Below are 19150 nucleotides of genomic sequence, written 5' to 3'. Positions count from 1 at the left end.
TCATTGGTCTATGAGGAGTTTAATTTTCACAGTACTATTTTTGGGCGCAATCAGTTTGTACGCTCAAGAAACAGTAGGCAATAAGGAAATAGATCGTGAGGCTATGCTCATTGAGGCCAGCAAAGAAAAAATGCTGGGCCGACTGGACAAAGCCAAAGAATTGTACAAAAAACTCCTCACTGAATACCCCAATACTGAAGCAGCTGCTTATGAATTGGCTCGAATTCTAATGCTCCAAAATCAACCGGAAGAGGCTGTAATCTGGGTCAGCAAAGCCGTGACCGCTAATCCCACCAATGTTTGGTATGCCATACTCAAGGCCGATGCCTTACAAGCAATGGGGCAATACAAAGATGCTGCGGCCATCTATGAACAATTGACCCGCCAGTACCCCACCCAGTACAATTATTTTTACAAATGGGCTTTTTACCTGGTCAAAGCCAATGAGCTCAATGCTGCGCTCAAAGTGTACGATGACCTGGAGCGCCGCAGTGGCATGAATGAAAACCTCATCCGCCTCAAACACGGCCTTTATGTAGCCCAGGGAGATCAGAAAAAAGCCACCCGTGAATTGTTGCGCCTGGCCGAAGCTCATCCCAACAACATCGACTATTGGCACAAGCTGGCCGAATACTATACCCAAAACGGTGAAAAAGAACAAGCGCGCGGGGTGTATCGAAAAATATTGACCCTGGATGCCAACGATGCCAAAGCCAATCTAGCTCTGGCGGGAGGAGATGTCAACAAGCAAAATGATGCCCAGTATTTGGGGTCCCTTCGCCAAACCTTCGAAAGTCGTGATGTTTCCCTCGAAGTAAAGTTGGGTAAAATTTTACCCCTCCTTGAAAAGTTCAAAACCTCCAATGATGCCACTTCTGGCAAAGAAATAGTACAACTTTCCGAGATTCTGGAACAACAGTACCCCAAAGAAGCCAAACCCTTTGCCATCAGTGCTACCGTATTGAGCAAACAAGGCAAAAAGGTTGAGGCTGTTGAAAAAATGCGCCAGTCGCTGGCCCTGGATGATACCGACTTTAGCCATTGGGAAACTTATTTTGCCGATCTCGAGTACCTGGGAGACATGCCTGCACTGCTAAAAGCCAGCGAAAATGCGCTGGATGTATTCCCCAACAAACCTGAAGTATACGTGTATGCTGCAAGTGCTGAACTTGCCCTACACCACCTGAGCAATGTTGAAGACCTCGTGGCTCAAGCATTACCGATGTCGGCCAAATTCCCTACTGTTCGTCAACACTTGTTGAGCCTGTTGGCCATGGCACAAACCCAGGAAAACAACATTGCCGGGGCAGATCAAAATTTTGTCGAAGCGCTCAAAATCAATGCCAATTCGGCCACTGTACTGGCCTGGCAATCTCTAAGCTTGGCCCAGCGCAGCAATGGAGCTGCCCAAGCGCTGCAATTGGCGCAAAAGGCTCTACAAAGCGAACCACAATCTCGCCTCGCTACTTTTGCACTCGCTCGCGCTCAATTCCGCAGTGGCAACAATGGTGAGGCAAAAAGCAAGCTAGAATCCTTGTTGCCCAGTGCCAATCCCCTTTACCTCGAACAATACGGCGATGTACTTTTTAAAAGTGGTGATACCGCCGCCGCTGTACAACAATGGGGCCTGGCCGTAACAAAAGGCAGTGTTTCTCCGTCTTTGAAGAAAAAATTCAATGAAAAACAATTGCATGAATAAGGGCTCAAATACGTTTAGTTGGGATTCTTTTGGGGTAAAAAACTGGATTGCTAGCCCTCAATTGTTTTTGCTACTGCTGCTGGCCAGTTTCAATTTCGCTTGCAATACCTCCAAAAAACTGGGTAAGGGGGACGCCAACCTCAGCTCCACCGAATTGTTGGTACGCCGCATCGAAACCAATCAGATCAAAGCCAAAACCTTTGATGCCAGAGCTAAAATTGATTTTCGCAGCCCAGACATGTCTGCTTCGGCCACAGCGCGGATCAAAATGCAAAAAGACAGTTCGGTGTGGGTTACCCTCAGTAAACTGGGTTTTGAAGTAGGTCGCGCCCTGATCACCAAAGATTCGGTACATATTCTCGATCGCATCAACAACGAATATGCCGTATATGGCCTCGATCACCTGAGTAAGGAGTACCAGCTACCAGGTAATTTGTTGCTGATTCAGCAGGTTGTATTGGGCAATCCCTTTTTTTTGTCGCGCAAGTTTACCAGTACTTCCACCGAAGACAGTTACGTGCTGAGCGATTCCGGTTCGGGGAAAGAAGTGAAAATGTCGCTTGAAAAAGCGGCTTTGCGGCTGCGCAATTTGCAATATTTGGAGCCAGGAGCTTCCCGCAGCTTGAATCTGGACTTGGAAGAATACAAAGCGGCTAACGACAAACAAGATTTTTCGTATCTTCGTAAATTCGTGGTGGACAGCCGCGAAACAGGAAAAGTTGAAGTCAACATTCAATTCACACAGGTAGAACTCAATGTCCCTATATCGATGCCATTTGATGTTCCACAGCGCTTCAAGAGGATCAAATAAACGAATCATTGGTCGGGTGCTGTTGTTGCTACTGGGTTTGTCCTTGTGGACGCATGAGGGTTTTGCCCAAACGCGGAAAGACCTGGAGGACAAACGCCGCAAGTTGATCGAAGAAATTGATCAAACCAACACCCGTTTGTCGGCTACCCGCAAGGATAAAAATGCCACCCTGCAAGTCTTCCTGACCCTGCAATCACAAGTTAAAAAGCGCGAGCAGCTCATCAATACCCTCCACCAGGAAATAGCTTTTAATGAAGAAAGTATTCTGCGCACCAATGATGTTTTAGTGGCCTTGCAGGATGATGTCAAGCTCCTGAAACAGGAATACACCCAAACCCTACGCCTGGCCCTGCGCCACAAACTCAATCAGAGTTACCTGGTCTTTTTGTTGTCCGCAGAAACCCTAAATACCGCCATTCGCCGCTGGCAATACATTCGGCAATACCAGCGCTACCGCAAGCGTCAGGCCAAAATGATCGCCGAAACCCAAAAAACCTTGCAGGCCAAAACGATCCAGTTGGAACGCCGCATTCGGGAAAAAGAAAAACTCCTGGGTGGCGTAGAACAACAAAAACAAAACCTTACTGTAGAACTCCAGGACAAAGATAAAGCCCTCAAAAATTTGAAGGCGGATGAAAAAGTTTTGCTCAAGGAATTGACCAACCGGCAAAAATCCCACAACCAACTCAATCGGGTCATTGAAAATGTGATTCAACAAGAGATGTTGTCCCAACGCAAAAAAGCCCGTAGCACTGAGGCACTAACCAATGCGAATAATCCTGCACCAGTTACAGTATTGCCTCCCACCAAAACGGATCGTGCCACGGCCAAAGCTACCCTAAAAGAAACTGAGCCGCCACCCTCTGCGGAAGATGCGTTGGCCACAGGTTCTTTTGGCGCCCGGCGGGGCCGGCTCGGCTGGCCGGTAGATCAAGGTCGCATTGTGCAGGGTTTTGGCACCTTTCAGCACCCTAAGTACAAGGATGTAAAAGTGTCCAATAGTGGCCTCGACATAGGGACTGTACCGGCAGGAAAAGTGCGCTCCGTTTTTGAAGGCAAGGTAGTCGGCGCTCAATTCATCAATGGTTATCAATACACCGTGATTGTACAACACGGCACTTATTACACCGTGTACTCCAATCTTGCTTCAGTGAGCATAAAAAGAGGCGATACGGTGGGCAGTGGCCAAGAAATTGGTCAAGTGGGAACTGAAAAGCCCGAAATGCACTTTGAAGTATGGCGGGACAAACAAAAACTCAACCCCGCAACTTGGTTAGAACGAAAATAGTAACTATAAAGCGCAGCATGGCGAAAAATTGACCTTTTTTGCTCAAAATGTGCGGGTTGTATAGTTACCGAAAACAGACATATGGCAAACGAGTGGAACATCGGAGAACAGCGGAAAAAAGGCATCAAACAAGAGGCGGAGTTCGCCCTGTTGGTGGGAGTTATCCACAAATCGCAAACCGAAGAACTAGTTGAAGAATACCTGGATGAATTGGAGTTTCTGGCCCTCACGGCCGGGGCAGTAGCGGTAAAACGCTACACCCAAAAACTGGTTGCTCCCGATTCCCGGACCTACATTGGCAAAGGTAAACTGGAAGAAATTGCCGAGTACATCGAGCGGCATGAAGAAATTTCGATGGTCATTTTTGACGATGACCTTACGGGTAAACAAACCAATGCACTGGAAGAAGCACTGAAAGTCAAAATCATCGACCGCAGTAGCCTTATCCTGGATATTTTTGCGACCCGCGCCCAAACCGCACAGGCCAAAACCCAGGTTGAACTGGCCCAAATGCAATACCTGCTGCCGCGCCTGCGGGGGCTCTGGACGCACTTGGAACGCCAGCGTGGGGGTATCGGGATGCGGGGCCCTGGGGAAAAAGAAATTGAAACGGACCGCCGGATCATTCGCGACAAAATCGCCTTGCTGAAGGAAAAGCTCAAGGTAATCGACCGCCAGGCAACTACCCAACGCAAAAACCGGGGTGAATTGATCCGGGTTTCGTTGGTGGGATATACCAACGTAGGTAAGTCGACCTTGATGAACCTCTTGAGCAAATCCGAGGTTTTTGCCGAAAACAAACTTTTTGCGACCCTGGACACCACTGTGCGCAAAGTAGCCTGGGAAGGGGTACCTTTCCTGCTTTCCGACACGGTAGGGTTCATCCGCAAATTGCCCCACCACCTCATCGAAAGTTTTAAATCTACCCTCGATGAAGTACTTGAAAGCGACATTTTGTTGCACGTGGTAGACATCTCGCACCCCCAGCACGAAGATCAAATCCGCACCGTCAACAATACCCTGGACGAATTGAAGGCCTTACAAAAGCCCACCCTCTTCGTCTTCAACAAAATTGACCGTTACCGCGAATTGCATTACGATCCATTTTTGGAGGAAGACGCCAAGGAGGAAATTGAAGTAGGTATTCGTGGCAATCTAAAGCACTTGTTTACCCATGATAACGTGCTGATCTCCGCCATGAGTAAGGAAGGAGTAGATGAGTTGCGGACGAAGGTGTTGAAAATGGTAAAGGAGCAGTACCATATTCGTTATCCTTACCAATCCAGGCAATGGTAGTGGATCATTGGAAAGAATCAAGTTGGCCCTAATAAACGCTTAGCGTGGCTTTAGGGTCAACTCCAAATAATCGTAATTCATATTGCCATTGGCGACTGTCTTCAAAGTTAAGACATGTTCTCCCTTTTTTAGTTTAAAGGTAGTCATGGCACTGAGGCGGTTCCAATGATGCCATTGCCGCCAAGCGATGGTTTCCTGGTCATTTTTGGTAGAAGGAACCAACAGATCCGCAGTCAATGGTTTTCCGTCCAACAGCAAGGCAATTTTTCCATCCCCACTGGCCGTATACATCAGTCCCAGGGTGTAGTTCCCACTTTGGGTTACGTTGACGGTATAGTTGATCCATTCTCCCGGGCTGGTCCATCCGGTGTACAATTCCCCCATTTTGGGTTCAACCAGGTTGAAAGGTGAATTGTCGATGTCCCGTGCTTTGGTATACGAAATATCTACACCTTCAAACATTCTGAATTCATTGAGTGCCGTGCCATTGGCAGGGTTCAGTTTTCCGCTGCCATTGTTGATGCTGTCTTCGTCATGGTAAGCAACACCTTCTCCACCCAGGTCGTACCATTCACATTGAATTTTGCCAGGGATTTGCTGGGGCTGTTGGTTCCAGGGCTTGCCTAAGTAGGTTTTTGATCCCTGGTATACTTCCTGCATGGCTGTGGTCAAATCATTCAATATCTCCGGCACCAATGCAAAAGGATCATAAGGTTTGCCCCGTACCAGCAGGGTTTCGACTGGTAAATAGCCCCGGTATCCCGTCTTTTTTAAAATGTTCATCAGCCGCACAAAATCCGTTCGCACTGGATTTCCGATGCCAAAAGCGCTCTCTTTCACTTGCCAATTGACGGCATATGGCACTACCGCTTCGATGTCCACATAAGGATCTGGGGTTTTAAAATTGCCAGTATCCACGATTAATCCCGCCCATTTGCTGTCTACTGCTTTTAGGACCTTGATGCATTGCTCCGCCGTTTGCAGCATGTCGCCATGGTTTTGGATGCCAATTTTCACCCCAAATTTTTCCCCATGTGCGGCGCACTCTTTGTAACAGGCTATCATCCAAGCCGCTACTTCGTCCCATTTGTTTTCATAACCCTTGGGGATTTCACCTGCGAATACCCTCAAAACTGGTGCCCCCAGCTTGGCTGCCACTTCAATCCATTTTTTGGCCAAAGCCACATCCGCTGCCCTAACTGCGGGGTCGGGGGACGCAAAATTGTTGCGGATACCCGTTCCACTGATGACGATGCCCAATTGTTTCGCCTTGTCGCGCACCTTTGCAATGTATTCATCGGAGGGAAGCTCGGGATAATTGGGAAAGTAATATCCGGTGAGGTCCACCGCAGCTATTTTTTGTACCGCACACCAATCCATTAAATTGAATAGGCTGTACAAAGTTTGTTTGTCCCTGGGGTCTTTAGCCAAAAGCAGGTCATTAAAGGAGTAAGCATTCAGTGCCAGGGTTATTGGCGACTTCGTGCTTACTCCTTTTCCATTTTGCGCAAGCGCTGCATCGCTACCACAGAAAGCGATTAAAACAGTAACAAAAACAAAGCCCCACAGGCATTTGAACTGACTTGTTTTTTTGTAGTGATGCATGGCTTGCGGTATTTTGATCTGATAAAAAGATTATTGCAAAATGGTGTTGATCCGCTTCAATTCTTCCTCGCTGAAAGCATAATTGGCGAGGCAGCCGATGGAATCTAGTACCTGGGCGGGTTTGCTGGCGCCAATCAGCACCGAGGTGATGCGGGGATCTTTCATGATCCAAGCCAGCGCCATTTGAGCCAGGTTTTGCCCACGCGCTTCGGCTAGCACATTCAGTTCGCGGACTTTATTGATTTTGTCTTCAGAAACAAAATCTTCTTCAATGGCACCATTGCCCCGGTGGCTGGACGCTCTGGAATCAGCGGGAATCCCTTTCAAATATTTATTGGTCAGAAGGCCTTGTTCCAGAGGTGAAAAGGGGATACAGCCTACGCCGTTTTCCTCCAGTACATCCAACAAACCATCTTCCACCCAACGGTCGAACATGGAATACCTGGGTTGGTGAATCAAACAAGGGGTACCCAGTTCTTTCAGGATTTTAAAAGCTTGGGCTGCTTCGGCTGGTTTATAGCTCGAAATGCCTACATACAAGGCTTTGCCCTGGCGAACCATCAAATCAAGGGTAGCCATGGTTTCTTCCAGCGGTGTTTCGGGGTCAGGACGGTGGTGGTAAAAAATATCCACATAATCCAGGCCCATTCTTTTTAGGCTCTGATCCAGACTGGCGACGAGGTATTTTTTGGAGCCCCAATCGCCATAAGGCCCAGGCCACATGCCCCAGCCAGCCTTGCTGGAAATGATCAGTTCATCCCGGTAAGGGACAAAATTATCCTTGAAAATTTTGCCGAAATTCTCTTCTGCTGACCCCGGTGGTGGGCCATAATTGTTGGCCAAATCAAAATGGGTAATGCCATTGTCAAAGGCAACTTTCAAAATATTGCGGGCATTGTCCAGAACATCGATGTGGCCAAAGTTGTGCCACAGGCCAAGCGAAATGGCTGGCAGTTTTAATCCACTGTTGCCACAGCGGCGGTATTCCATAGATTGGTACCGTTGGGGACTTGGCAAATATTGCATAATGAATTCATTTTGAGTATTAAAATCAAAACCACTGCTAGGCTTGTTCAACCATTGCAAGCGCTTTTACCATTATTTCCAAATCGGTCACGCCTCTGAAACCGCTGAAGCCAACCGCGAGGGTACTTCCATTTTGCAAGGTCAGTGGTTGCCCTCCTTCCCAACCAATCAGGTCGGGAGCTTCAATCCCATTGGCATTTTCGTCGACCTCCTTGTTGAAGACCATCTTTTCGTAAGCCCCCGTTTTTACGCCCGTAAGCCAAACCTGGCTGGCTTTGGTCCAGGCCACTTTGTACGATTGCCGAAGTCTGGGGCGATTGGTACCGTACATTCGCCCGTGTACAAGTCCAGCTCCATCAATGATACAGACCGCCAGGTTCCCGTGCGAAATACATTCATCCTCGGGGATTTCCATGTACTGGGGAATCAGGGTTTCGATTGCCGAAAATAATTGATTGATGATTTCAGCCATGACTTGCGTTTGATTTTAGGTTTTTTATTGCTACTGCTGCTGTAAATTTCAAGAAAAACGACATGCCCTCAGCATTTTGACCGGGATTTATTTGCGACAACGTTGTAGGAGCTCCTCAACAAATTACCCAAATCTTACCTACCTTTGGAATGCCCATCAATCCTAGACCATGACGCTGAAAGAACTTGCCAAAGAGCTGAACTTGTCTTTTTCGACGGTGTCAAAAGCACTGCGCGATAGCCATGAAATTAGTATTGAAACCAAAAATCGGGTACTGGCCAAGGCAAAATCATTGAATTACCAGGTCAATCCGCTCGCCAGCAGTTTGCGCAAGCAAAAAAGCAAAACCATCGCCGTGGTCATTCCAGAGGTAGTCAACGACTTTTTTGGCCCGGTCATCAATGGCATCGAATCGATTGCTCAGGAAAAAGAGTACCATGTGTTGATTTACCTGACCCACGAGGACATGCAAAAAGAAGTAGCCATCACCAAACTGCTGCAAAACGGACGGGTGGATGGAATCATGATGTCCTTGTCAGAACAAACTTCTGGCACTTCCCACCTGGAAGCCTTACAAGAAAAGGGGATACCGCTGGTTTTTTTTGACCGCATTGCCGAGCAGATGGACGCGCCTAAAGTAACCACAGATGATTACAACTGTGGTATCAAAGCAACCGAACACTTGCTTAAAAATGGCTGCAAACGCATCGCTTTTTTGACCATAGCACCCAATTTGTCGATCAGCAACAAAAGGATGAATGGTTATCTGGACGCCTTAAAAAAGCACAACATCGCACTGGATGAAGGCCTGATTTTGTATTGCACTGGTGATGACAACAAAAATAATGACCTGATTCGACACTTGTTCAGTAGTCCGAAGCGGCCTGATGGGATATTTGCCTCGGTAGAAAAACTGGCGATTTCGACCTATGCGGTTTGTGAAGAGCTAAACTTGCAAATCCCCCAGGATTTGAAAGTGATCTGCTTTTCGAACATGCAAACCGCCGCCTTTTTAAATCCATCCCTCAGCACCATCACCCAACCTGCTTATGAAATTGGTCGGGAAGCAGCGGCAATCCTGTTTGATTTGGTGGAAAAAAAAGGGCAGAAGGGGCAAATTGAAAAACGAGTATTGAATTCTACATTGGTGGAAAGAAATTCTACTAAGGGCGATAAAAAATGAATGTTCATTTTTGCCCCACTACTAAGAATTAGCTGATTAACTCGTAAGTTGTGATAGGAATTGTGTAAAATTGGTTACCTAAACTTTAAATTTCAGACACCCAATGGCAAACGTCCAACTCCACCTCACCGAAAAAAACGGCTACTTCTACATCGAAGACCAAGGCATGATCCAGGCCCAAATGACCTTTGTATTCGCTGGCCCCGAACGCATCATCATTGACCACACCGAAGTACAACCCGGCAACGAAGGCAAGGGCTACGGCAAACAAATGGTCAGCGCAGCGGTTGATTATGCCCGCGAAAAGCACATCAAGATCCTACCACTCTGCCCATTTGCAAAGAGTGTATTTGATCGGACGCCGGAATTTCGGGATGTGCTGTAACTACTAAAAAATCGCCAAAATTTATTGATTTCATCTACACACGAATCGTACAGATGTGGGTAGTATTGCTTTTTGATTTTACCGCTAACTTAAATAAAAGCAAAAATTTTGACATTCCCCTAAATTTAACACAGCATAGTCATATTTCTTTTTGAGCCGCCTGTATATTGTGGTAAAAACAAAGATTTATGCAAATTAAACATTCCTCATCTTCAGTAAAATGGGCTTTATATCTATTGACCTTATTGCCCTTTAGCCTTCACTGCCAGTCTAAACTTATTTGGTCAGATCTGGCTGGCAACATTTCCAAAGCAAATGCCGATGGCACCAAAATTGAAAAGATTTTGGGCCGTCAGATTCCTCTTGATTTGGAAACCAACGTAAGTGAGCAAAAACTGTATTGGTCTGAATCTGGTGGCAACGCTATTTGGCGCATCGGACTAAGTGGTGGTGTCCCAGAATTGGTGTACAAAAGCACTGATAAACTCCAGGGTATAACCTTCAATCAAAACAAGCTCTACTTCATTCAGGGAACTTCCATCTTAAGAATGAATACGGATGGCACTCAAATGGAAAACATCGTAACCGCAGTTTCCGATGCCCGAGATGTTGTAGTCATCAACGGTTTGGTCTATTGGAGTACTATTTCAAATAGCAAAATCCTCAAACAAAACGCCAACGGGAAGGGAGGGGTAGCCATCTTAAGCGATTTGGCCAGTGCCAATAACCTCATTTACCATCCCCGTGAAAAAAAGCTCTACTGGCGTGAGTATTGCGGGGCTTCAATTTGTTCTGGAGTGCGTAAAGCAAATCCAGATGGAAGCAATAAGGTAAATGTTATCGATGCTTTTGTGGGTGGATTTTCATTTTCCAGCGATAGCGCTAAACTGTATTGCACTTACGACACCTTTGATGAAATATTCTCCATCAATACCGACGGCACCGGGCGGGTAAAACTGGCTGGCATAAGCTCCTCGCCTACAGGTATAACCCTCTTGGGGAATAAGTTGTGTTGGTTGGATTTGGCTTATGGTGACTACCTGTACACCGCTGATCTGAATGGAAGTAACCGCAAAGTATTGGCAACAACCCCCGTTTATCAACCCACCAGATTTGCCATTGACACTGTAGACAAATGGATTTATTGGGTTAACCAGCACAGTAGTTTTTCAGAAGACCGCTCCTCTTCTACTTCAATTAGAAAAGCAAAATTGGATGGAAGCCAACAGCAAGTGATTATTCCTTCCAGTACGGTGAAAAGGCCATTTGGAATCGGTCTTGATTTAAAAAACAAAAAACTGTACTGGACAGATAGAGAAAATTCAGGGTTGTATCGTTCGAACCTTAATGGTACCAATGTAGAAAAGATCGTGAGCGGAGCTTCCAACCCTGCTGATCTGGCACTAGATGTTGAAAGGGGCTATTTGTTTTGGTCAGATTGGGGAACACAAAAAGTGATGCGGGCCAATCTGAGCGGAGGTCAGCAAAAAACGCTGGCTCAAAATTTGAGTACCCCGATAGGTTTGGCACTAGATAAAACTGGTGGTTACCTCTACTTTGCTGAGCGAAGCACTCCTAGAATCAAAAGGGTCCCCATTGATAGTGGGAAGGTGGATACAGTATTGGTTAGGCCAACTGTTTTTGACCGTGTAGAAGGGATTTGGATTGACAATTCCAAGGGGCATTTGTACTGGACTGATGACGGTTCTGGCATCCTTTATCGTACCAACTTGGATGGGAGCAATATTACCAAACTTGCCGACAAATCCTCTGGTTTGAGCTCCCCCGCTGGAATCCAGGTGTTTAATTCCAGCTTCATCGTACCCACAAAAAATCCGAATAAGGTTGGTACACTCAAAATATATCCTAATCCATTTAGTGCAAGTTTTCAGGTCCAAGGGCTTAAAGCTGGTGACGAGTTGGTTCTTTTTGATCAATTAGGCCGTCAAAGTTTGCAACAAAAAGTAACTTTGGATGGCGCAACCTCCATCACTTGTGCTAGATTGCCTGCTGGCATCTATTATTTGACTGTTAGACATAAAGACGGTCAAATTTCGGTGGAAAAACTTTACAAATATACTGACGAATAAACGCCAAACAGTCCAATATGAGCTCCCTTATCCTCAGCAACGGCACCATCTACCAAGCCCATCAAATCATCCAGGGCGGCCATATCTGGCTGGAAAACGGCCGCATCAAGGCCATTTCGGCCGAGCCTTTCCAGCAGATTAGCCCCGACACGAGGGTTATTGATGTAAAAGGGCAGATTATCTCCCCGGGGTTTATCGATTTGCACATCTACGGAGGGGGTGGGGCTTCAGTATTGGACGCTGATCCCGCGTCGGTAGAAACCGTTTTACATACCCACGCCCAATACGGCACCACGGGGATGTTGGTTTCTACCGTCACGGCTGAAATTCCCTTGTTGCATCAAGCCCTGCGGGCGGTTGATGAGGCTGCGCAAAAAAGCCCGGCTCAAACCAAAGGTGCAAAAGTTTTGGGTGTTCACCTCGAAAGTTGTTTTTTAGCCCCCGAACGGCGGGGCGCACACAAACTGGAATGGCTTCAAACGCCCAGTATTGAGCTGTTCCAACCTCTACAAGATTCAAGTGGAGGAAGGATAAAACTGATGACCATTGCCCCCGAGCTACCAGGTGCTGCGGCATTGATTGAATACGTTTGGCAACAGGGAGTAGTCGCCAGTTTTGGCCACTCTGCGGCTGATTACGATACTGCTACCCACTGGATTCGCAAGGGTATGCACATTTGCACTCACCTGTTCAATGCCATGAATGGTTTTGGGCACCGGGCACCCGGTGGTGCAGGCGCATTTTTGACCGAACAATCGGCCATGGTGCAGATCATTCCCGATGGTGTGCATGTACATCCTGCTGGTTTGGAACTGGCCTATCAGGCAAAAGGCCCCAACAAGATTTGCCTGGTTACTGATTCTTTGTTGCCTGCTGGCACCGATATTAAGGAGTTTTACTTTTTTGATCGACTGGTTAATGTGACCGATCGCGCCTGTTTTTTGCCAGATGGTACCTTATCAGGCAGTCGTTTGACCATGAATCGGGCAGTGCAGCTGTTTGTGGAATACACCAGTGCTACCTTACAGGAGGCGCTGCACATGGCTTCGCTCAATCCAGCCAAAGCCATTGGTTTGGATCAACAAAAGGGCTCGCTGGAAGTGGGCAAAGACGCGGATGTATTGGTCTTGGACCAAGACTTGAATGTTCAGTTGGCCTTGGTGGAAGGAACTGTGGTGGCTGGTGGATTGTAAGCTAGCAAATTATTTGAGCGCCTGACAAAATCGCGCAACTCAAAATGATGGATGATGCCGGGTTGTAGAGACGCACGGCCGTGCGTCTCTACGGTACGCTACCCCGATTTTGTCAGGGCCCAAATAATTTTTTGACCAAATCGAAAAAAGGTTTATTTTTACCACTGCCTTACCTTTGGCCAATGGATCAACCCATCGGCTTTATGACAATTTCCACACCTTTTTTTGAAACAGCATTTGTTCAATGGATTAATCACCTGTTGAGCCATCACTTATTTATGCCTTAAAACATGTTGGTCAAAGCATTTGCCAGTGCGGTTCATGGAGTGGACGCCCGCACCATTACAGTGGAAGTGAATTCGGGCGGGCAGCCCGTAGTCGGCACCAATTATTACCATTTAGTGGGTTTGCCCGATAGTGCCATTCGTGAAGGATTTCAGCGCATTGAAGCCGCCATTTTTTGCAGGGGTTACCGCATGCCCCGGGCGAAAACCGTCGTAAACCTGGCCCCTGCCGATATCCGCAAAGAGGGCTCTGCCTACGACCTGCCCATCGCCATGGGCGTTTTGGCGGCCAGTGGGCAAATCAACGGAGACCGTCTGGGAGAGTTCATCATCATGGGCGAATTGTCTTTGGATGGTTTGTTAAGACCTATCAAAGGCGCTTTGCCCATTGCCATTCAAGCCCGCAAGGAAAAATACCGAGGCATCATTTTGCCCAAACAAAACGCCCGAGAAGCTGCCATTGTCAATGACATTGAAGTATACGGTGTGGAAAACCTGGAAGAAGCCACCGATATTTTGAATGGGCATTCCAGTTTGGAGCCAGTGGTGGTAGAAACCCGGGATGAGTTCTTCGACAATCTCAGCAATTACGAAGTAGATTTTTCGGATGTTAAAGGCCAGCAAAACATCAAACGTGCCCTGGAAATTGCCGCAGCAGGAGGCCACAATGTCATTTTGATCGGGCCTCCGGGGGCAGGAAAAACCATGTTGGCCCGGCGTTTGCCAACCATTCTGCCACCGCTGAGTTTGCAGGAGGCCCTGGAAACAACCAAAATTCATTCGGTCGCGGGTGTGCTGGCCAGCAACGCTGCGCTGGTAACCACCCGCCCCTTTCGTTCACCGCATCATACCATCAGCGATGTGGCACTCGTGGGTGGAGGGTCAAACCCGATGCCAGGAGAAATTTCTTTGGCACACAATGGGGTGCTTTTTTTGGACGAATTGCCCGAGTTTAAGCGCAGCGTTTTGGAAGTCATGCGCCAGCCCATGGAAGAGCGGCGAGTCACCATTTCCCGTGCCAAAAGTTCGGTGGATTACCCTTCCAGTTTCATGCTGGTTTCTTCCATGAACCCCTGCCCTTGTGGGTATTACAATCACCCGGATAAAGAGTGTGTTTGTGGCCCCGGTGTAGTGAAACGCTATTTGACCAAAATCTCCGGCCCCTTGCTGGATCGGATTGACTTGCACGTGGAGGTTACGCCCGTCAGTTACGATGAACTGGCCAGTGACGAACGCCCTACCGAAACCAGCAAAGACATTGCTGCCCGGGTGGTATCAGCCCGCGAAATTCAGGCTCAACGTTTTGTGGGGATGAACATCCATAGCAATGCCCAAATGCCGGGTCGGATGGTGCAAGAGGTATGTAAGATTGATCCTGCAGGGCAAATTTTGGTGAAAAAGGCGATGGAAAAACTACAACTTTCGGCGCGGGCTTATGACCGGATTTTGAAAGTGGCGCGCACCGCGGCAGACCTGGCGGGCTCCGAAAAAATTTTGATTGAACATCTGGCGGAGGCGATTCATTTCCGGAGTTTGGATCGGGAAAGTTGGGCGGGGTAATTAGGCAATCTTCTGAGGTGAACCCTTTGGTGCCTTAGGTTTCTTAGGTGGTAAAATAATTTCTTTTTCACCACCTAAGAAACCTAAGGCACCAAAGGGTTCACCTCAGAAGATAGTACAAGAATTTATTCAATTATTTCAAAACCTACTTGTTTCAAATCCCTCCAGAAATCGGGGTACGACTTCACCACCACTTCTGGCTCATGGATTTTTATTTCCCCAAAATAAGCCAGTGGAGCAAAGGCCATGGCCATCCGGTGGTCTTCATAGGTTGCAAATTCCGGTGCAGGATTAGGTATCTGAGCCTTCCCTTCAATGCGAAAATATTCCTTGCCATCATTGGCCACCCCTTCTTCAATCACTTTAACCCCCACTTTTGCCAATTCCTGATCCAGGGCAGCAATTCGATCTGTTTCTTTGATCCGTAGTGTTTCCAGTCCGGTAAAGCGGCCAGTTACGCCCAAGCCAGCACATACCACCGCAATGGATTGAGCCAAATCGGGGCACAATAAAAAGTCGTATTCAAAAACGGCCGGGAGCGGTTGGCCACTTTTGCTCAAGTGAATGCCTTTGTCGTTAAAGGTTGTTTTTACCCCCAGCTGTGACATGATCTCCGTCAACGCTGAATCCCCTTGCAAACTTTCCGCAAACAAGCCATTGAGCTGTAAATCCACTTCCTTGGCAAAAGCAGCCATGATGTAATAGTACGAAGCTGCTGACCAGTCGGCTTCGACCACAAATGGCCGTGCCTGGTATTGCTGGGGTGCCACCCAAATGAACTGCCCGTCCCATTCATGTGCTACCCCGAAATAAGCCATTTGTGCCAAAGTCATCTCGATGTAGGGCCGGGATACAATTTTACCCACCAATTCCAGCTCCAGGCCATTGGGTAAAGTAGGTGCAATCATCAATAGGGCAGAGATGTATTGGCTGCTGGTGCCCGCCGAAATTTGCACTTTGTTATTGATGCCGAAATTGTCCGGCGGACCAATCAGCAAAGGCGGGTAACCTTCCTTCTCCAGGTATTCGATATGAGCGCCTAAGGTCCGTAAGGCATCTACGAGTACTCCGATTGGACGTTGCTTCATCCGCTCGGTACCCGTCAGGGTTTGGGTGCCGGGTTGGGTAGCCAGGTACGCAGTCATGAAACGGAAGGTGGTACCTGCGGCGCCTGCATCCCGAATGGGGTCGCTGCTAGCCAGCAGGCTTTGCAAAAGGTCCGTGTCTTTGGCATTGGCCAGTAAGGCGATGGGGAAATTTTCGCTGCACAAGGCTCGGATGATGAGGCTGCGGTTGCTGATGCTTTTGGACCCAGCGAGGGTGATTTCGCCAGATAAAGTAGCGTTGGTTTTGTGTATAGCGTACATGATGCTTGGGTGTTCTTGCTCATCACCCACGATTAAAATCGTGGGATGGGGCGAAGTGTAGCCTCCCACGGATGAATCCGTGGGTTGGCAGTACTCTAATGGCTAAAGCCATTGAACAGGTTAGGCTTAGGGCCAGATGAAGGTGATGGCCTGCTCTATGTCGGGGTGCAAACTTTTGGCAACGGGGCAATTGTAGCCGATTTGCTCTAAAATTTGCTTTTGTTTGTCGTCGTAGCTTTTACCCTCGGGAAAAGTAATGGTCATTTCGATTTTGGAAATGCGCCGAGGGTTCGCGGCCATGTGTTTGGTGATGCTGGCATGTGCACCGTCCATATCAATTCCTCGCTCCCGAGCTCCAATGCCCATCACCGTGAGGGCGCAATTGGCCAGTGCGGTAGCGACCAGGTCGGTTGGAGAAAAAGCTTCTCCTTTGCCGTGGTTGTCCACCGGTGCGTCGGTGATGATGCTGTTGTTTGAGGCCAGGTGGGTGGCAGTGGTGCGTAGCTCGCCCAAGTAGGTAACTGTTGAAGTCATGTTGTTATTTTTTAACATGAGTCATCCGGAATTTTTGGGATGACTCATGTTAAGTCCAATCGTTATTCCTCTTCACTGGGTAGTTGTGCTTTCTGCGCCGCTTTTTCTTCCCGCTCGGCTTTTTCCCGCATCGCCTTGTCTGATTTCTCATAGGCATTGATGATTTCCTTAACCAGGCGGTGGCGAACCACATCATCGGCGTTAAGTTCAACTTCGGCAATGCCGTCTACATGGCGCAAAATCTGGAGTGCCCGGTACAAACCCGATTTTTGGTTGAAAGGCAAATCGATCTGCGACAAGTCGCCCGTTATGATGCATTGAGCACTAGGCCCAAGGCGCGTCAGGAACATCTTGAGCTGGAGCGTGGAGCAGTTTTGGGCTTCGTCCAGGATGATGAATGCATTGTCGAGGGTACGCCCACGCATAAAGGCCAAGGGGGCAATTTCGATGATGCGATTGGTCATGAATTGCGCCAGTTTGTCCGGTGCAATCATGTCATCCAGCGCGTCATACAGCGGGCGCAGGTAAGGATCGATTTTTTCCTTGAGATCACCAGGCAAAAAGCCCAGGCTTTCCCCTGCTTCTACTGCGGGGCGGGTCAGGATGATCTTTTTGACCTTGCGGTTTTTGAGCGCTCGCACAGCCAGTGCAACTGCAGTATAGGTTTTACCCGTACCCGCAGGACCAACTGCAAACACGATATCATTGTGCTCGGAAGCCTCAACCAGCTTTCGTTGGTTCACCGTTTTTGCCCTGATGGGTTTGCCATCGCGGGTATGCAGGATAGTGCGGTTGTTGTCCGACTCCGGCAAGCGGGTTTCCCACAGGTTTTCCCCCAGCAATAAGTCCTCTACTGCTTGTGTCGAAAGGGCATGCTGCTCTTTGAGCAACTTGACCATCATTTCGAATTTGGCTTTGGCAGCCTGGGTGAATTTCTTCTCGCCGGCCAGTTTCAGGTTATTACCCCGTGAGGTAATGGTGATTTCTGGAAATGCCTTGCGTAAGAGGTTCAGTTTTGCGTTGTTTTCCCCGAAAAGTTCCAGTGGATCAACGCCGTCTACGGTTAAAATGATTTCGCTCAATAGTCCCTCCGTCGTTTTAGTGTATGAGCAAAAAGGTTTTGGAAAAGGATTTATATACAAGCAAAGGTTTGAAACAATATTTTTGTTCCCGTACTCGCTCAAATCTTGGGTAAAATTAAGATTTTAGCAGCGATCGAACTAACTCAAGGCCGGATAAAATCATTTTTGTGCCTAAATAAATGGAAAACGCTCTAGGATGGCTATTGTAACTTTGACCACCGATTTTGGCTTGCAAGACTACTACTCCGCACTGGTCAAAGGTGCTCTGTTGTGTGCGAAACCCGACCTGATGATTGTGGATGTGTCGCACAACATCAACAATTACGACATTGTTCAGGCTGCTTTTATCTTGCGCAATACCTGGAAAAATTTCCCCGAAGGCAGTATTCATTTGATTGGGGTCAATGATTTGGCAAGTACTGAACAACGCTTTTTAGGGCTGGAACACGCTGGCCATCATTTTATCGCACCAGATAATGGCTTATTCGCCTTGTTGTTTGATCAATTGGAAGAGACTATCTATTCCTTACCCGTGCCTGAGGCCAGTGTTTTCCCTATCAAAGATGTCTTTGCTCAAACGGTTTGGTACCTAACCCAAGGTCAAAAATTGGAAGAATTCGCCGAGCCAATTACGGATATGGTCCAACGCATCACCTTTCAACCCGTGATCAGCCCCAACCGCATCCGTGGGGCGGTCATTTACATCGACCAATACGAAAATGTAATCAGCAACATCAGCCGGGAATTATTTGAACGGGTGGGCAAAAACCGGGAATTTGAATTGTACTTCAAACGCCATGACCCTATCCTCAAATTGAGTCGCAATTATTTTGATGTCGCAGTAGGTGAAACCCTCTGCCTGATCAACTCTGCCGAATACCTGGAATTGGCCATCAACATGGGCAAAGCGAGTAGTATGCTGGGTTTAAAACTGGAAGATACGATCCAGATTGACTTTAAAAACTAAACTTTATGCTGAAACGAATGGTAAAAATGACCTTCCAAAAGGACCGCATTGCGGACTTCCTGGCCATTTTTGAAGACAGCAAAAACCTGATCCGCAATTTCCCTGGTTGCCAACATCTGGAACTTTTGCACCTCGAGAACCAGCCAGAAGTAATGTTCACTTTTAGCCTCTGGGATAGCCCGGAGGCATTGGAAGCGTATCGGCATTCTGACTTGTTTCAAAATACCTGGAGCAAAACGAAGGTTTTGTTTGCGGGAAAGCCAGAGGCCTGGAGCATGAGGGTTGCGGCCGAGGTGTGAAATCTAGGC

The 19150-nt window shown here is 47.8% G+C and carries 17 protein-coding genes; 11 read left to right on the top strand and 6 right to left on the bottom strand.

Annotated elements, in window-relative coordinates; translation table 11 throughout:
* The first annotated feature begins 10 nt into the window (after positions 1-10).
* The 4 genes from ACO08K_RS15945 (at position 11) to hflX (ending at position 5094) form a co-directional block, all read left to right on the top strand.
* A complete protein-coding gene (locus ACO08K_RS15945) occupies positions 11-1699 on the top strand; it encodes a tetratricopeptide repeat protein (protein ID WP_421797399.1) in 1689 nt (562 codons plus the stop codon).
* Positions 1692-2510, top strand: a complete 819-nt coding sequence (locus tag ACO08K_RS15940; protein ID WP_421797398.1) for a DUF4292 domain-containing protein — start codon at positions 1692-1694, stop codon at positions 2508-2510. Before ACO08K_RS15945 ends, ACO08K_RS15940 begins: the two co-directional genes overlap by 8 nt.
* Entirely contained in the window at positions 2455-3798 is a 1344-nt protein-coding gene (locus tag ACO08K_RS15935; RefSeq protein ID WP_421797397.1) for a murein hydrolase activator EnvC family protein, read from the top strand. Before ACO08K_RS15940 ends, ACO08K_RS15935 begins: the two co-directional genes overlap by 56 nt.
* 81 nt (positions 3799-3879) lie before the next feature.
* Positions 3880-5094: a GTPase HflX gene (gene hflX / locus ACO08K_RS15930; protein ID WP_421797396.1), complete on the top strand. Its 1215-nt coding sequence runs from the start codon at positions 3880-3882 to the stop codon at positions 5092-5094.
* A 39-nt stretch (positions 5095-5133) separates the two neighbouring features.
* Here the strand turns inward: hflX and ACO08K_RS15925 are convergent, their stop codons facing one another.
* From ACO08K_RS15925 to ACO08K_RS15915, 3 genes are read right to left on the bottom strand one after another with little or no spacing between them, the layout of a single operon-like run.
* Positions 5134-6699 (bottom strand): TIM barrel protein, encoded by a 1566-nt coding sequence (locus ACO08K_RS15925; protein WP_421797395.1) that lies wholly within the window; start codon positions 6697-6699, stop codon positions 5134-5136.
* Between the two features lie 30 nt (positions 6700-6729).
* A complete protein-coding gene (gene mgrA / locus ACO08K_RS15920; protein ID WP_421797394.1) occupies positions 6730-7725 on the bottom strand; it encodes an L-glyceraldehyde 3-phosphate reductase in 996 nt (331 codons plus the stop codon).
* Positions 7726-7762: 37 nt separating this feature from the next.
* Complete coding sequence (locus ACO08K_RS15915) at positions 7763-8197, bottom strand: GlcG/HbpS family heme-binding protein (protein WP_421797393.1); 435 nt, start codon at positions 8195-8197, stop codon at positions 7763-7765.
* Positions 8198-8366: 169 nt separating this feature from the next.
* On the opposite strand from ACO08K_RS15915, the gene ACO08K_RS15910 reads away from it, so the two are divergent.
* The 5 genes from ACO08K_RS15910 (at position 8367) to ACO08K_RS15890 (ending at position 14892) form a co-directional block, all read left to right on the top strand.
* Entirely contained in the window at positions 8367-9380 is a 1014-nt protein-coding gene (locus tag ACO08K_RS15910; RefSeq protein ID WP_421797392.1) for a LacI family DNA-binding transcriptional regulator, read from the top strand.
* A 103-nt stretch (positions 9381-9483) separates the two neighbouring features.
* Entirely contained in the window at positions 9484-9765 is a 282-nt protein-coding gene (locus ACO08K_RS15905; RefSeq protein ID WP_421797391.1) for a GNAT family N-acetyltransferase, read from the top strand.
* Positions 9766-9953: 188 nt separating this feature from the next.
* Positions 9954-11855 carry a DUF5050 domain-containing protein gene (locus ACO08K_RS15900; protein WP_421797390.1) on the top strand — a complete coding sequence of 634 codons (1902 nt, stop codon included), beginning with the start codon at positions 9954-9956 and terminating at the stop codon, positions 11853-11855.
* Between the two features lie 17 nt (positions 11856-11872).
* Entirely contained in the window at positions 11873-13048 is a 1176-nt protein-coding gene (gene nagA / locus ACO08K_RS15895) for an N-acetylglucosamine-6-phosphate deacetylase (RefSeq protein WP_421797389.1), read from the top strand.
* A gap of 290 nt (positions 13049-13338) precedes the next feature.
* Positions 13339-14892: a YifB family Mg chelatase-like AAA ATPase gene (locus ACO08K_RS15890; protein ID WP_421797388.1), complete on the top strand. Its 1554-nt coding sequence runs from the start codon at positions 13339-13341 to the stop codon at positions 14890-14892.
* A 125-nt stretch (positions 14893-15017) separates the two neighbouring features.
* Here ACO08K_RS15890 and ACO08K_RS15885 read toward each other — a convergent pair whose 3' ends face one another.
* From ACO08K_RS15885 to ACO08K_RS15875, 3 genes are all read right to left on the bottom strand, one after another.
* A complete protein-coding gene (locus ACO08K_RS15885; protein ID WP_421797387.1) occupies positions 15018-16259 on the bottom strand; it encodes a 3-phosphoshikimate 1-carboxyvinyltransferase in 1242 nt (413 codons plus the stop codon).
* Between the two features lie 126 nt (positions 16260-16385).
* On the bottom strand, positions 16386-16793 hold the full coding sequence (locus tag ACO08K_RS15880; protein ID WP_421797386.1) for an OsmC family protein: 408 nt from the start codon (positions 16791-16793) through the stop codon (positions 16386-16388).
* A gap of 62 nt (positions 16794-16855) precedes the next feature.
* Positions 16856-17875 carry a PhoH family protein gene (locus ACO08K_RS15875; protein ID WP_421797385.1) on the bottom strand — a complete coding sequence of 340 codons (1020 nt, stop codon included), beginning with the start codon at positions 17873-17875 and terminating at the stop codon, positions 16856-16858.
* Between the two features lie 196 nt (positions 17876-18071).
* Here ACO08K_RS15875 and ACO08K_RS15870 point away from each other — a divergent pair, with 196 nt between their 5' ends.
* Positions 18072-18842 carry an SAM hydrolase/SAM-dependent halogenase family protein gene (locus ACO08K_RS15870; protein ID WP_421797384.1) on the top strand — a complete coding sequence of 257 codons (771 nt, stop codon included), beginning with the start codon at positions 18072-18074 and terminating at the stop codon, positions 18840-18842.
* Positions 18843-18847: 5 nt separating this feature from the next.
* A complete protein-coding gene (locus tag ACO08K_RS15865; RefSeq protein WP_421797383.1) occupies positions 18848-19141 on the top strand; it encodes a putative quinol monooxygenase in 294 nt (97 codons plus the stop codon).
* Positions 19142-19150 lie beyond the last annotated feature (9 nt).

Source organism: Haliscomenobacter sp. (genome assembly GCF_965225875.1).
Classification (GTDB): domain Bacteria; phylum Bacteroidota; class Bacteroidia; order Chitinophagales; family Saprospiraceae; genus Haliscomenobacter.
This window is presented reverse-complemented; position numbering and strand designations above follow the sequence as displayed.